At 71.2% G+C, this 13,177-nt stretch carries 16 protein-coding genes; 7 read left to right on the top strand and 9 right to left on the bottom strand.

The window, feature by feature from the left end; all coding sequences use genetic code 11:
- Positions 1–18: 18 nt before the first annotated feature.
- The 4 genes from C470_RS05710 to C470_RS05695 form a co-directional block, all read right to left on the bottom strand.
- The gene (locus C470_RS05710; RefSeq protein WP_004596548.1) at positions 19–627 is read right to left on the bottom strand and encodes an NfeD family protein; all 609 of its coding nucleotides are present in this window, start codon (positions 625–627) and stop codon (positions 19–21) included.
- A 100-nt stretch (positions 628–727) separates the two neighbouring features.
- A complete protein-coding gene (locus tag C470_RS05705; RefSeq protein WP_004596547.1) occupies positions 728–1,015 on the bottom strand; it encodes a DUF7312 domain-containing protein in 288 nt (95 codons plus the stop codon).
- A gap of 118 nt (positions 1,016–1,133) precedes the next feature.
- Positions 1,134–2,891 (bottom strand): pyruvate kinase, encoded by a 1,758-nt coding sequence (gene pyk, locus C470_RS05700; protein WP_008365865.1) that lies wholly within the window; start codon positions 2,889–2,891, stop codon positions 1,134–1,136.
- Positions 2,892–3,426: 535 nt separating this feature from the next.
- Entirely contained in the window at positions 3,427–4,362 is a 936-nt protein-coding gene (locus C470_RS05695; RefSeq protein ID WP_007344828.1) for a sulfide-dependent adenosine diphosphate thiazole synthase, read from the bottom strand.
- Between the two features lie 444 nt (positions 4,363–4,806).
- Here C470_RS05695 and C470_RS05690 point away from each other — a divergent pair, with 444 nt between their 5' ends.
- The 5 genes from C470_RS05690 (at position 4,807) to C470_RS05670 (ending at position 6,287) form a co-directional block, all read left to right on the top strand.
- Positions 4,807–5,073 (top strand): hypothetical protein, encoded by a 267-nt coding sequence (locus C470_RS05690; protein WP_004596544.1) that lies wholly within the window; start codon positions 4,807–4,809, stop codon positions 5,071–5,073.
- Between the two features lie 4 nt (positions 5,074–5,077).
- Positions 5,078–5,212: a DNA-directed RNA polymerase subunit P gene (locus tag C470_RS05685; protein WP_004049526.1), complete on the top strand. Its 135-nt coding sequence runs from the start codon at positions 5,078–5,080 to the stop codon at positions 5,210–5,212.
- A 22-nt stretch (positions 5,213–5,234) separates the two neighbouring features.
- A complete protein-coding gene (locus tag C470_RS05680; protein ID WP_008365861.1) occupies positions 5,235–5,492 on the top strand; it encodes a KEOPS complex subunit Pcc1 in 258 nt (85 codons plus the stop codon).
- Positions 5,493–5,611: 119 nt separating this feature from the next.
- Positions 5,612–5,998 (top strand): prefoldin subunit beta, encoded by a 387-nt coding sequence (locus C470_RS05675; RefSeq protein WP_007344826.1) that lies wholly within the window; start codon positions 5,612–5,614, stop codon positions 5,996–5,998.
- 4 nt (positions 5,999–6,002) lie between these two features.
- A complete protein-coding gene (locus tag C470_RS05670; protein ID WP_008365859.1) occupies positions 6,003–6,287 on the top strand; it encodes a DUF3194 domain-containing protein in 285 nt (94 codons plus the stop codon).
- 135 nt (positions 6,288–6,422) lie between these two features.
- On the opposite strand, the gene C470_RS05665 is transcribed toward C470_RS05670, so the two are convergent.
- From C470_RS05665 to C470_RS05645, 5 genes are all read right to left on the bottom strand, one after another.
- On the bottom strand, positions 6,423–6,977 hold the full coding sequence (locus C470_RS05665; protein WP_008365857.1) for a GMP synthase subunit A: 555 nt from the start codon (positions 6,975–6,977) through the stop codon (positions 6,423–6,425).
- 104 nt (positions 6,978–7,081) lie between these two features.
- A complete protein-coding gene (gene truD, locus C470_RS05660) occupies positions 7,082–8,557 on the bottom strand; it encodes a tRNA pseudouridine(13) synthase TruD (protein ID WP_008365855.1) in 1,476 nt (491 codons plus the stop codon).
- Positions 8,558–8,896 carry a peptidyl-tRNA hydrolase Pth2 gene (gene pth2, locus C470_RS05655; protein WP_007344820.1) on the bottom strand — a complete coding sequence of 113 codons (339 nt, stop codon included), beginning with the start codon at positions 8,894–8,896 and terminating at the stop codon, positions 8,558–8,560. It abuts the gene before it with no gap.
- Positions 8,897–9,005: 109 nt separating this feature from the next.
- Complete coding sequence (locus C470_RS05650) at positions 9,006–9,824, bottom strand: bacteriorhodopsin (RefSeq protein ID WP_008365852.1); 819 nt, start codon at positions 9,822–9,824, stop codon at positions 9,006–9,008.
- A gap of 242 nt (positions 9,825–10,066) precedes the next feature.
- Positions 10,067–11,602 carry a phytoene desaturase family protein gene (locus tag C470_RS05645; protein WP_008365850.1) on the bottom strand — a complete coding sequence of 512 codons (1,536 nt, stop codon included), beginning with the start codon at positions 11,600–11,602 and terminating at the stop codon, positions 10,067–10,069.
- 134 nt (positions 11,603–11,736) lie between these two features.
- On the opposite strand from C470_RS05645, the gene C470_RS05640 reads away from it, so the two are divergent.
- A complete protein-coding gene (locus C470_RS05640) occupies positions 11,737–12,516 on the top strand; it encodes a helix-turn-helix domain-containing protein (protein WP_008365848.1) in 780 nt (259 codons plus the stop codon).
- Positions 12,517–12,637: 121 nt separating this feature from the next.
- The gene (locus tag C470_RS05635; RefSeq protein WP_004596518.1) at positions 12,638–13,063 is read left to right on the top strand and encodes a plastocyanin/azurin family copper-binding protein; all 426 of its coding nucleotides are present in this window, start codon (positions 12,638–12,640) and stop codon (positions 13,061–13,063) included.
- Positions 13,064–13,177: the final 114 nt, after the last annotated feature.

Here is a 13,177-nt window from a genome sequence, read left to right as displayed (position 1 = left end):
CGCCTCACGCGGGCCGCGTCACTCCCGGTCGAGTTCGGTCTCCGCGTCGGCGTCGGTCTCCTCGGCCTCGCTCGCGGCGGCCTTCCGCGCGCGGTCGGCCGCCAGTTCGCGGTCGATGTCGTCCTCGACGTACCCCATCGACTCCACGGTGACGACGTTGCCGCCGCCGGGGTCGACAACCATCACCTCCTCGCCCTCGTCGATCTCGCCGTCGATCGACCGGGCGGAGTAGTGGGGGCTGAAGCCGCCGCCGGTGAGTTTCACCTCGCCGCCCGTGGGGGTCACCCGCTCCGTGACCGTCCCCGTCTTCCCCTTCAGCGAGTCGCTGTCGCTGGTCTGTTGCTGCCCTTTCCCGCCGTAGAGGTCGAACTCGTGGTAGCCGTAGAAGGCGGCGGCGCCGAAGGCGAGGGTCAAGAACGCCATGAGCAGCGTGAGGAGGACGCCGGCGACGCCGAGCGAACTCAACACGAGCCCGCCGAGCCCCGCGCCGATGAGCGCGATACCGACGACGATGAAGTTCGCTCCCGGGGCGAGCGCCTCCGCCATCGAGAGCAGCAGCCCCGCGGTCAGAAGCAGGAGCGGGAGAGTGTCCGGCGAGAGGAGCCCGGACTGTGCGAGCGCGTTCATGTTCGGTCCTACGGCCGCGGCCTGATAAGTGGTGCGCGGCCGCGGCGTCGGTCGAGCGGCCGTCCCCTCTCGGTTCGCGCCCGACCGGCGGCGACCTGGCTCAGAACCCGACCAGCAGGACGCCGACCGTGAGCGCGACTCCGAGGACGACGAAGACCGCGTGTTCGAGGGTGACGTCCCCGGGCTCTATCGGCTCGTCCGCGGGCGTGGCGGTGTCTTCCGTGACCCCGTCCGGCCCGACGTCGTCGACCGCGAAGCGCCACTCGCGCCCGTCGTCCGGGCTCTCTTCGCCGGCGTCGTTGGCCCGGGTCCGCTCGCCGAACTCCGCCGACTCCGGGGCGCCGGCCGAGTTCTCCTCGCGGGCGTCGTCGCCGGATTCGTCGCTCATGGACGAGCGTACGCGACTCCGTAATAAATGGCTGGCGGGCGCGGGCGGTCGGATCGGTCTGGCGGATGGGGTCCGCGCGGGACGGGGCGGGACGGCGGTCCCGGTTCGGCGGAGCGGCCTACCGCTCGCGGGCCGCCCGGAGGACGTCGCCGTCGTAGACGACGCCGCGTTCGCCGTCGACGGTCACCGTGGTCCCGTCCGCGACGGACTCGGGCAGGCCGGCGCCGGAGACCATCGGCACGCCGAGTTCGCGCGCGACGACGGCGGGGTAGCCGGTCATCCCCTCGCGGGCGTCGATGACTCCGGCGATCCGGTCGAGGTCACCGGAGAACTCGCCGTCGAAGTCGGCGCCGAGCGCGACGACGGCGCCGTCCGGCAGCGCGTCGAGGTCGCCGTCAGCGGTCCGGTGGACGGGGCCGGCGACGCGGCCGGCGACGACCGCCTTCCCGGTCACGAGCGTCTCGGCGGCGACGTGGACCTTCAGGGTGTTCGTCGTGTTCGTCCCCTCGAACTCGGTGAGCATGCCGGAGAGGACGACGAGCGTGTCACCCGACTCGGCCCCGCCGGTGTCGAGGGCGGCGTCGACGGCGTTGTCGAGAACCGCCTCCATGTCGTGGGCGTACTCGGTCAACACGGGGCGAACGCCCCACGAGAGCGCGAGCTGTCGGCGGACGCGGTCGTTCGGCGTCGTCGCGACCACGGGGACGCCCGGCCGGAACATCGCGGTCTTGCGGGCGGTGAAGCCGGACTCGGAGACGGCGACCACCGTCGAGGCGCCGATGTCGCGCGCGAGGTACCGCGCCGAGCGCGCCAGCGCCTCGGTGCGCGACCCCTCGTCGGCCGTCGGGACGCGCTGCTCGCGCGTCTCGGCGTACTCGCCGCTGGCCTCGACCTGCCGGACGATCCGGTCCATCGTCTCGACGACGTTGACGGGGTCCTCGCCGATGGCGGTCTCGCCGGAGAGCATGACGGCGTCGGTGCCGTCGAGGACGGCGTTCGCCACGTCGGAGGCCTCCGCGCGGGTGGGCCGCCGCGAGGAGACCATGGAGTCGAGCATCTCCGTCGCGGTGATGACGGGGACGCCCTCGTTGACGCAGGTCCGGATGATCCGCTTTTGGATCACCGGAACGTCCTCCAGCGGGCACTCGACGCCGAGGTCGCCGCGGGCGACCATCACGCCGTCGGCGGCGTCGACGATCTCCTCTAAGTTCTCGACCGCGCCGGCGCGCTCGATCTTCGCGACGATCGGGATGTCGTCGCCGCCGCGGGCCTCCAGCTCGTCGGCGATCTTGTACACGTCGTCGGCGTCGCGCACGAAGGAGGCGGCGACGAAGTCGGCGTTCGTCCGGGCCGCGAGGTCGAGCTCCGCCTCGTCCTCCGGGGTGATGAGGTCGACGTCGATGGCGACGCCCGGGAGGTTCACGCCCTTCCGGGAGCCGAGCTTCCCGCCGGAGACGACCGTCGCGACCACGGACTCGCCCTCGACGTCCTCGACGCGGCACTCGATCCGGCCGTCGTCCAGCAGGATCGTGTCGCCCGGTTCGGCGGCCCCGATCGAGTGGGTGAGGCCGACGCGCTCGGGCGTCGCGTCGTCGCCTTCGAGGAAGGTGACCTCGGAGTCCGTCGCGAGTTCGATCGGCTCCTCGATCTCGGCGGTGCGGACCTCCGGGCCCTTCAGGTCGACCATCACCGCGAGCGGGTCGTCGATCTCCGCGTCGACGGCGCGGGCGCGCTCGATCACCGTCTCCCGGTGGTCGGTCGTTCCGTGGCTGGCGTTGAGCCGGACGACGGACATCCCCGCGTCGGCGAGGCCGCGGATCGTGTCCCGGTCGTCCGAGGCGGGACCGATCGTACAGACGATCTTGGCGTTTCGCATGTCGCCGGGTTCGACGTAGCGCCGGAAAAAGGCACCCGGTTGCGTCGCTCCCGAGTAAACGTTCGTGAAGGACGATCGCAGTCGATTCCAGACTTGGACTGCGGCGACTATTTATAAATGAATACGCGGTGGCGCGTGCCTCCGAGCGCCCGTCAGGGCGCGAGGAGCACGCGCGAGGGACGCGGTGAGCGACGGGCGACCGGAGGGAGCCCGGAGCGAACCGCGAGGCTGGGGAGGTGTGAGGTGCGGGGCTGTGCGGTGCGGGGCGGGACTCAAAGGGGCAGCCGCGAGGGCGAAGCCTGACGACGCAAGCACCGCAGTGAGTGAGCGGAGCGAACGAGCGAGGAGCGCAGCGAGTCACGCGAGCCGTCGCGGCTGGGGCTTTGGAGGCGTTCGCCGAAGATCCGTTAGCAGACATTTATACGTGATCGAGTGGGGCTTTGGAGGAGTACGCCGCCGATCTACAGTCGACGATTTATAAATAAGAGTCAGAGGCGTTGGAGGGGGCCGTCCTCGAAGCGTCAGCGGTGGGTTCTCAGTCGTCCGCGGGGGCGGGCGCGCTGCCGGTCGAGAGGTTCACTTCGGGCGCGTCGACCTCCAGTTCGTCGAGCGCGGTCTGTGCGGCGCGCTTCCCCGACACCAGCATCGCCCCGAACGTCGGGCCCATCCGCGGGAGGCCGTGGGCGGTCGCGACCGCCATCCCGGAGGCGATCAGGCCGTCGTGGACGACGCCGGTGTGCTCGACGACGGCGTCCTCGCTCTCGCCGACCCACATCGAGTCGTGGCCGGGCGAGTCGTGGCCGGGGGCGCCGTACTCGCCGTCGGCCGTCTGGTCCATGCCGGTGTTGTGCTCCTTCGCGTGTTCGATGCCGGGCGCCGAGAGGACGCCGCGCTCGTCGAGCTTGCTGATCGCGACGGCGTCGTGACCGGTCGCGTCGATGACGAGGTCGGACTCGACCGCGATCGGGTCGACGCAGGTGATCTCGCGCGGGAGCGCGTGGACCGGCGTCCAGTTCATCACGATCCCGCCGACCTCGTGGTCGTCGCGGACGACGAGGTCCGTGAACTCGGTCATGTTCTGGACGCGCGCGCCGGCGTCGCACGCCGCCTTGATCAGCCCGGAGCAGGCCTCCGGCCCCGCGGCGGTGTAGAGGCCGTCGACGTCGTCCACCGGCTCGTACTCCACGTCGAGGTCGTCGAGGATCTCCTGGGCCGGGTCGCGCACGGTCACCGTGTTCATCAGGAACCCGCCGAGCCAGAACCCGCCGCCGAGGTAGTTGTTCTTCTCGACGATCATCACCTTCACGCCGCGCTCGGCCAGCTCCTTCGCGGCCATCAGTCCGGAGGGGCCGCCGCCGAGAATGATCACCTCGGAGTCCGTGAAGTCGAGGAACCCGTCGGTCCACTCGGTGCCGATAGCTCTCGTTACGTCCGTCTCGCTCACGTCCGCGAAGCCGTCGAATCCCTTCATACAACTTGGTAGTATTACTTGGTTGTGAAATACGTTGCGGTCGATGCGGAGTTGTATATATAAGATCTTCCGGCAGACCGGCGGCGAACACCGCCAAAGCCCCAGTCGCGAGGACTCGATGCGCTCGCTGCGCGCTTCGGTCGCTCGCTACGCTCGCTCCCTCCAGTGCTTGCGTCGCGCGTCTTCGTCCTCGCGACTGCCCCTTTGAGTCCCGCCCGCACCGCCCCGCACAGCAGCCTCACGCCTCCCCAGCCTCGCGGTTCGCTCCGGGCTTCCTCCGGTCGCCCGTCGCTCACCGCTCCCTCGCGCGTGCTGCTCGGCCGCAGAGCGGCCTCGCAGGCACGCGCCACCGCCGCGTCGGGTCGTCTGCTATCGTCGCGCGTACCGTTCCGACCGCCGCAACTCGCAGCCTTTTTACCTACGCTGGCGGTAGAAGTGGCTACTATGGCTGAGGACAAGGCTCGAAGCACCGGCAGCGCGGGCCGATTCGGCGCTCGCTACGGCCGGGTCTCCCGCAAGCGGGTCCAAGACATCGAAGCGGAGATGCGCAACGCGACCGTCGACGGCGACGACGTCAAGCGCGTGGGTACCGGCATTTGGGTCAACGAGGAGACCGGCGAGACGTTCACGGGCGGTGCGTACCGCCCCGAGACGCCCGGCGGTCGCACCGTCCGCCGCTCCATCCGCGCCGCGCTCGCCGACGAGGAATAGGACGATGAGCTACAAGTGCTCCCGCTGTAAGCGCGACGTCACCCTCGACGAGTACGGCGGCGTGCGCTGCCCGTACTGCGGCCACCGCGTCCTCCTGAAGGAGCGCGGCGGCGACGTGAAGGAAGTGAACGTCGAGTAAGCGACCCCCTCCATTTCGGACCGTGACGGCGACGCGCGCACACGAGACGGTCCTCTCTTTCAGTTACCCCACCGAGCGACGCGCCCGCGTCGTGGCCGCCGCGCTCGGCCCCGAGGTCGGCGAGATCGACGACGCCCGGTCGAGCGCGACCGTCGACCGCGAGGGCGACGCGGTCCGCGTCCGCGTGCTCGCCGACGACCTCGTGGCGCTGCGCGCCGGCGTCAACAGCTGGTCGCGGCTGGTCTCCGTCGCCGAGGGCGTCGGCGCGGGACGGGATTGAGGCTCACCGGATACGCCGATACCGCGCCCTCTCGGGCCGCTGCGCTCCGAATACACCGTCGTCCGAGAAGTAAGGGGTTTTTCTGTCCGGGCCGCCTCGGTCCGCCCATGCAAGGGAACATGCCGCCCGAGGCACAGGAGAAGATCGAGGAACTGCAGGAGCTTCAGGAGACCGCACAGCAGGTCGCCGAGCAGAAGGAGCAGGCGCAGTCCGCGCTCAACGAGTCGAAGACCGCCCTCGACGCCCTCGAAGACGTCGACGAGGACGCGGGGATGTACCGCGAGATCGGCGAGGTCCTCGTCGAGACGGACTACGAGTCCGCCTACGACGACCTCGAGGACAAGGTCGACTCGCTCGAGGTCCGCGTCGAGCAGCTCGAGAAGCAGGAGGAGCGCGTCGAGGAGCAGTTCGACGACCTCCAGAGCGAGCTCCAGCAGATGCTCCAGGGCGGCGCGGGCGGCGGCGGCCCGATGGGACCGGGCGGCCCGGGCGCCGGCGGCGCGTAAGGCCGTGAGCGACGACGGAACCGACGATTCCGAGGCGGACGACGCCGCGGAGCCGAGCGACGACGAGGTCGTTCGCACCGCCGCCGAGGCGGCCGAGGGGATCGTGTTCAAACACTACGACCAGTCGACCGTCACCGACCTCGACGTCACCGTCACGTTCGAGGAGGGCGTCCTCGACGTCGACGTCTACCTCAACGCGCCGGAGGACGCCGAACCCGACCGCGAGGCGGTCGCGCAGGAGGCGGTCGAGACCGCGGGCGAGGCCGTCGACGAGCTGTTCGAAGCGTAGGCGGCCGCCGTCTTTTTGCGTCTGCGTTTCCGTTTCATCGGCCGACAACCGACGGGTCCATCTCCCGCGGCGCCCCGCCGACGCGTCTTACGGACGTACAGGGAGACAGCCTCGCGCTTTAGCGCGGGGAGGATCTCAAGCCGACTCGCAGATCGCGACGAAGTTCTCGAAGACCTCCTCGCCGCGCTCCGTGTGGGCGACCTCGGGGTGCCACTGGACGCCGTACAGCTCCGCGTCCGGATTCGACATCGCCTCGATGCCGCAGACGTCGGAGGTGGCCGTGCGACCGAACCCGTCGGGCAGCGCCGTCACCTCGTCGGCGTGGGATGCCCAGACGCGCGTCTCGGGCGCGAGCGAGCCGACGAGCGGGTCCGCCTCGTCGACGATCTCGACGTCGACGTCGGCGTAGCCGCCGTAGTCGCCCGCGCCCACCGCGCCGTCGAGCTCCGCGGCGATCAGCTGCATCCCGAGGCAGATGCCGAGAACCGGAATGTCGCGTTCGAGGTAGTCCGGGGCGTTGCCGACGCGGTCCATGTCCGGGCCGCCCGAGAGGACGACCCCGTCCGCGTCGACCTCGTCGGCCGGCGTGTCCGCGGAGATTATTTCGGTGTCGACGCCGAGGTCGCGGAGCGCCCGCCGTTCGAGATGGGTGAACTGGCCGTGGAGGTCGATGACGACGATCCGGGTCATGCCTTCGGTTGCGGGCTGTCGCACAAAAACGGCTCGGAACGGAGCGCAGTATCGTGGTGATTTCGGCTACTGAGTTCCAGCTTCAATACACAAACGCGGATCGATCAGAGGTCCAACGGACCGCGCTTCGTGAACTCGCGGAGCAGCACGGTCGCGTACGAGCCGCTCGGGAGCGCGAAGGCGAACCGCGGATCGCCCCCCTCGAACGTCACGTCGAGGTCGGTGCGCAGGAGGATCGCGCGCCGCGTCCCACGGGAGTCGAACTCGCCGGGGAGCGCGAAGTCGCCCGGCTCGATCCCGGCGTCGTCGAGTACCGCCCGCTCGATCTCGCCGGGCTCGCCGTCGCCGAGTTCCGTCTCGGTGCCGACGAGCGGCGCGGTGACGAACGCCCGCCCGCGCTCGCAGTGCCGCGAGACCACGTCGACCCGGTCGGCGTCGACCCGCTGGAGCCGGTCGGTGTCGGGCGCGTACAGCCCCTCGGGCGCGTCGGCGTCCGCGAAACACACCACGTCGCCGGCGACGGGGCGGTCGAACGGGAGCCCGCGGCGCAGCCGCTCGCTCACGACCCGGTTGAAGCAGTACGACTGGGCGGCGTTGACGAACAGCCGCTGGAGGTTCGAGGGCACCGCCTCCAAGGCGTGCCACCAGTCCTCGTCGTCGGGCGGCGCGTCTGGGTCGACGTCGCGGTCGGCGAGCCGGTGGACCATCGACCGCTCGAACCGGAGCTTGCCGGGGATCGCGTCGAGACAGGCGGCCCAGTCGCCGTCGCCCGTGCCGTCGGCGGCGGCGCGGTCGGCGTCGTCGGAGCCGGAGCCCTCGCCGACGCCGAACGCCGCGTCGACGCGGTCGCGCGCGGCCCGGGTGTCGTCGGGCTCCGTCTCGGCCGGGTTGCCGGCGTACAGCCGGACCGCCTCGCGCGGGTCCTCCCGTGCGATCGCGAGCCCCACGAGGTGCGTCACCGGCCGCCGGCTACCGAACCGCTGCTGGCCGAAGTAGTTCGGGACGCCGACGGTCGCTTCGATCGGAACGTCCCCCTCACCGTCGGGAGGGGCCTCTCCGTCGCCCGCGAACGCCCGCAGATCCCGCACCGCGTCGGCGACGCGTTCGGGGGCGTCGTCGACCGCGTCCGCGACCCGGATCTCGAAGGCGTTGCCGGCGAGGTCGCCGAACGAGAGGCTCCGCCCCGCCCGGCCGAGCGCCTCGATCTCGGCGCCGCGGATCTCGGGGAGTTCGTCGGCGCCGATCCCGCGGACCGTGAACAGCTGCGTGGTGACGGCGCGCTTGTCCTTCGTCCCCGCCCACGAGACGCGCTCGCGGCTGATTCCGAGCGCGTCCGAGAGGCGGCGCGCGAAGTCGTTCGTGTCCCAGTCGCGGAGGGTCGCCCGGAGGACGAGCTCGGGGTAGCTTCCGGGTTCGGCGTCGAGCGGCTCCGCGTCGAACGCCTCCAGCTCGCGGACCCGGAAGTCCTCGGGCGACTCGCGGAGCCGGCCGCCGATGCCGTCGGCGTCGCTGACGTAGTACTCGATGCCGACCGCGCGCTCGGTCGGGTGCGCCTCGCGGAGCGTGCGTTCGGGGGCCATTCAATACAGCGAGAGGTCGCCGGTCACGCGATCGACGGTGTCGTCGCGGGCGGGCCCGACCGCGAGCGCGGTGACGGTCCCCGGTTCGAGTTGGGTGTGACCGGCGTCGCGGACGATCGCGTACGGGAGCCCTTCCTTGTCGGCCTTGTCGGCCAGCCCGAACAGCTGGCTCTCGGAGTCGCCCTTCAGCACGACCTTCTTCTGTCCCTCGCCCTGCCACTTCTTCCGGGCGCGCTTCCCCGCGTCCTGGTACGCCGACAGCGACGCGTGCGCGACCTGCGCGGCGAGCTTCCCCTCGCCCATGCCGATGTCCGTCCGGGCGACGATGGCCTGTTTCATACCGTCTCCACCGCCGCCGCGGGTTTAGCGCTTTTCTCTCCGTCGCCGAGCCGCGGGGCTCGTCGTCGCCGGTCGAAATAGGAAGGGGCGGGGGATCGACCGCGGCCGATCAGTCGTCGGCGGGCGCCGCGCCGCCGCGGGAGGCCGAGCCGAGGCCGGCCGCCATGTCGCCGACCGTCCGCTCGTTGTTGACGACCCAGCGCAGCAGGAGGAACGCGAAGAGGTACTTCGCGATGATGTCCATCCCGCTGTACGCCCACGAGGTGATCGCGACGTCCAGCACCGCGATCCCCTCGGCGCCGAGCGCCCAGAAGATCGGGTAGCCGAGCCAGAGGACCACGGTGAGCACCTTCAGCGTGTTGAAGATGTCCGCGGTGCCGGCGACCTCCGCGTCCCGCGCCCACTCGGCGAGCAGGATGTGGAGGACGACGACGAAGAACGCGCAGCTGATCCCGTACCAGACCCACCGCAGCAGGAGGGAGGACGTGGTCAGCGCGGCCGCGAGCCCGGTGATACACATCCCGACGTCGGCCACCACGGCGGTGAACAGCTTGCTCAGGTTCGACCCGGCGAGCAGGCCGAGCGCGACGAGGATCATCGGCGTCGAGAACGCCCACGTGAGGTATCGGCCCCACGGGGTGAACACGCCGCCCTCCGGTCCGGCGCCAGCGCCGGCGAGCGCGTGTCCCGCCGGCATCTCGAGGAAGCTCACCGTGAGTCCGGAGACGAGCCCCGTGTAACTGGAGATGGACACCAGCGGTACCATCAGGGTCGCGACGAAGATGAGCTGCGCGCGCGGGTCCTCCACGTTCCGTCCCATATAGACGAACAGGAGGATCGACAGGCCCGCGAGGGCGATGTTCACCCAGAGCGACGCGCTCAGGAGCGTGTTGCTCTGGATGAACTGGAATATCTCGGTCTGCGTCATTTCGAGCGGGACTGTTCCGCTTGCGAGTAAGTCAGCCGCTGCTGTTTCGATCATGCGACAGTGCTAATCACGTGGCGTATTTATTAAATGTACTAACCTGACTGGTAAGGTTTTTCTGTCCGTTTCCGATCTCGCGGCCTATTTTTCGAAATATTTTTTCTCTTCTCACTAACTGTGGACGGTCGTTTCGTTCTTCGTCCGCCCCGCTCTGCGCCTCGCCGCTCCGCCCTTCCCGGCGCCACTCACCGACCCACCAGCGGCAGCCGGTCGAGGGGCCCCCCACCGGCCGCGTCCGCCTCGACCGCGGCCGCGCAGTGCTCGCCTCCGAGCAGGCACATCGGCACGCCGATCCCGGGGTTGCTGCTCCCGCCGACGTAGTAGAGCCGGTCGGTCCCGCGGACGCGCGGTCCGGGACGGAGCGGCCCGGTCTGCGACATCGTGTGCGCGAGCCCGAGCGCGCTTCCGCCGGGCTGGTCGAACCGCCCCGCGAACTCGGAGACGCACACCGACTCCTCGGCGACGATTCGGTCTCGAAGGTCGACGCCGGTCCGGGACGCCACCGCCTCCAAGACCCGCTCCCTGAGCGCCGCCCGCCGGTCCGGGGTGTCGTCGAGCCCCGGCGCGAGCGGCACGAGCGTCACGACCGCCTCGTGGCCGTCGGGGGCGACCGACGGGTCCGTCCGCGACGGGACGTTCACGTACACCACCGGTTCCGTGTCGCCGGTCGGCCACGCGGGGTCGTCGAAGATGGCCGCGAAGTGCGGGTCCCAGTCCGTCGGGAGCGCGAGCGTGTGGTGCTCCAGCTCCGGCAGCTCCCCCTCGACGCCGAGGTACAGCAGGTGCGCCGAGGGGCCGTACGTCCGGCGGCCCCAGTAGTCGCCGAGCCGCGGCACCGTCCCCTCAGGGAGCAGCTCGCGCTCGACGTGCGCGGGCGGCGCGTTGCAGACGACCCGGTCGTGGACGTAGCGGTCGCCGCCGAGCTCGGCCTCGACGCCGCCGTCGATCGGCTCCAGCCCCGTCACCTCGACGCCGGTGTGGACGTCGGCGCCGGCGTCGCGGGCGACCGTCTCGACGGCCTCGATCACCTCGTACATCCCGCCCATCGGGTAGTAGACGCCGAGACCGTAGTCGACGTGGCTCATCAGCTGGTACAGCGCCGGCGTGTTGTGCGGCGACCCGCCGAGGAACACGAGCGTGTACTCCAGCAGCTGCCTGAGCTTCGGGTGGTCGACGTACGACCGCACCGTCTCGTCGAGGCTGGACAGGAGATCCAGCTCCCGCCCCCCGGCGAGGACGTCCAGCGAGAGGTAGTCGCGGAAGCGCGACCGCCCGGGGAGCACGAACCGCTCCATGCCGGCGTCGTACGCCCGCTCCGCGTCGTCGAGGTACTCGCGGAACGCCGCTCCCGCCCCGTCCTCGTACGACTCGAACAGGTCGGCGGCGGCCGCGGGGTCGGCGGGGACGTCGGCGCGGTCGCCGTCGTCCCAGAACACGCGGTAGTGCGGGTCGAGCCGCGTCAGCTCGTAGAACTCCTCGGGCGAGCGGCCGAAGTCGTCGAAGAACCGTTCGAAGAGGTCCGGGAGCAGGTACCACGACGGGCCGGTGTCGAACCGGAACCCGTCGAGCTCCAGTCGCCCGGCGACGCCCCCGACGCGCTCGGCCCGCTCGTACACCGTCACCTCCGCACCGGCGGCCGCGAGGTAGGCCGCCGCCGAGAGCCCGCCGACGCCGCCGCCCACTACTCCTACCGACTCCCCGCGGAGCGACTCGTCGCTCATGGGTACGGTAGGGACTCGCGCCGTGTGAGTGGTTGCCAACTCTCGACGGGGCTTTATGAAGCGGGCCGCCGGCCCGCCGCGAGGGGTACTCGTTCGGGTTCCTTTTTTTCCGGCTTCGACCCCGAGATCGACACATGGGACAGCGGTCGCGGTCGTCCGACTCCAGCCGCGCCGAACGCCCGGGATCGGTCGGCCCCTCGGGCTCCGACGGCGGTGGCACCTCGGACGCGGCCCGGAGCGGCTCGGACGCGGCGCGAGACGCCGGGCGGTCCACCGGTGCGGTCGGCTCCGGCGGCGCCGGCGTCCGCGTCGAGGTCGTGGTCCGCGACCCGACGCCCGCGCCGGTGGCGGCGGCGCTGCCGCCGGGCGCGGTCGCGGAGGACGTCGACCGCCTCCGCGTCGACGGCGCCGCCGTCTCGCAGTTCCGCGCCGACCGCGCCGTCGACGCCGAACTCGTCTTCGACGGGGGCGACGAGTTCGTCTACCGCTGCCGGAGTCGGGCGCCGGACCAGTTCCCGTCCGACGCCGTCGAGTCGCTCGGCTACCCCGTCTCGTCGGTCACGGTCCGGACGGCGCCCGACCGCGTTCGGCTCGGGCTCTCCCTGCCCGCGGCCGACCCGCTGGGGGACGTGATCGACGCGCTGGAGGCGACCGGCGGCTCGGTGCGGCTCGAACGGCTCACCAGCTCCGGCGGGGCCGACACCCGCTCGGACCCGGTCATCGTCGACCGGGGGCGGCTCACGGAGCGGCAGCGCGAGGTGGTTCGGACCGCCCACCGGCTCGGCTACTTCGAACACCCCCGCGAGGCGAGCGCGACCGAGGTGGCCGACGCGATCGGGATCGCCCGCGCGACCTTCTCGGAACACCTCGCGGCGGCGCAGCACCGCGTCTTCGATGACCTCGTCGGCGGGTGAGGCCGGCCGCGGTCGCCCCGGCGCGTCGGGGTCGGCTCGCCCCTCGCCCGGGGCCAGAAATCCGTTCTCACGCGGCGGGGGCGACCGCGGTATTGAAACCGTTCAGGTGCCCAGGTAAGGTATGTATCGCAGACGGTTCCTCCGGTCGGCCGGCGCCGCCGGGGGCGCGGCGGCGACCGTCGGCCTCGCCGGGTGCGCGGGCGTCGGCGGCGAACCGGACTTCGACGTCGGGATGCTCGCGTCCGCCTACCAACCGAGAGAGATCACGGTCTCGGTCGGCGACACCGTCGTCTGGGAGAACACGAGCGCGCGGTCGCACACCGTCACCGCGACCGCGGGCGGGATCCCGGACGACGCGGAGTTCTTCGCCTCCGGCGGCTTCGACGACTACGAGACCGCGCTGTCCGCGTGGCAGTCCGACTTCGGCGGCAGGATGGAGAACGGCGACCGCTTCGAGCACACCTTCACCGTCTCCGGCGCCTACGAGTACGTCTGTATCCCCCACCGCGAGGGCGGCATGTTCGGGACCGTCGTCGTGGAGGAGTGATCCGCGTGGCCCGTCTCGCCACCGTCCGACCAACCGCGGCCCGCGCCGCCGACCCCGTCCGACCAACCGCGGCCCGCGCCGCCGAATCCGGCCGCCGAAACCCGTTTCCGCCCG

It is taken from the genome of Halorubrum distributum JCM 13561 (assembly GCF_000337395.1).
GTDB lineage: Archaea > Halobacteriota > Halobacteria > Halobacteriales > Haloferacaceae > Halorubrum > Halorubrum distributum.
This window is presented reverse-complemented; position numbering and strand designations above follow the sequence as displayed.

Bases quoted from the DNA above. Each gene is read 5' to 3' on its own strand.
- C470_RS05705 (WP_004596547.1), bottom strand. From the start codon at position 1,015: ATGAGCGACGAATCCGGCGACGACGCCCGCGAGGAGAACTCGGCCGGC.
- C470_RS05635 (WP_004596518.1), top strand. From the start codon at position 12,638: ATGTATCGCAGACGGTTCCTCCGGTCGGCCGGCGCCGCCGGGGGCGCG.
- C470_RS05685 (WP_004049526.1), top strand. From the start codon at position 5,078: ATGAGCTACAAGTGCTCCCGCTGTAAGCGCGACGTCACCCTCGACGAG.
- C470_RS05665 (WP_008365857.1), bottom strand. From the start codon at position 6,977: ATGACCCGGATCGTCGTCATCGACCTCCACGGCCAGTTCACCCATCTC.
- C470_RS05695 (WP_007344828.1), bottom strand. From the start codon at position 4,362: ATGAAGGGATTCGACGGCTTCGCGGACGTGAGCGAGACGGACGTAACG.
- truD (WP_008365855.1), bottom strand. From the start codon at position 8,557: ATGGCCCCCGAACGCACGCTCCGCGAGGCGCACCCGACCGAGCGCGCG.
- C470_RS05640 (WP_008365848.1), top strand. From the start codon at position 11,737: ATGGGACAGCGGTCGCGGTCGTCCGACTCCAGCCGCGCCGAACGCCCG.
- C470_RS05650 (WP_008365852.1), bottom strand. From the start codon at position 9,824: ATGACGCAGACCGAGATATTCCAGTTCATCCAGAGCAACACGCTCCTG.
- C470_RS05675 (WP_007344826.1), top strand. From the start codon at position 5,612: ATGCCGCCCGAGGCACAGGAGAAGATCGAGGAACTGCAGGAGCTTCAG.
- C470_RS05690 (WP_004596544.1), top strand. From the start codon at position 4,807: ATGGCTGAGGACAAGGCTCGAAGCACCGGCAGCGCGGGCCGATTCGGC.
- pyk (WP_008365865.1), bottom strand. From the start codon at position 2,891: ATGCGAAACGCCAAGATCGTCTGTACGATCGGTCCCGCCTCGGACGAC.
- pth2 (WP_007344820.1), bottom strand. From the start codon at position 8,896: ATGAAACAGGCCATCGTCGCCCGGACGGACATCGGCATGGGCGAGGGG.
- C470_RS05710 (WP_004596548.1), bottom strand. From the start codon at position 627: ATGAACGCGCTCGCACAGTCCGGGCTCCTCTCGCCGGACACTCTCCCG.
- C470_RS05645 (WP_008365850.1), bottom strand. From the start codon at position 11,602: ATGAGCGACGAGTCGCTCCGCGGGGAGTCGGTAGGAGTAGTGGGCGGC.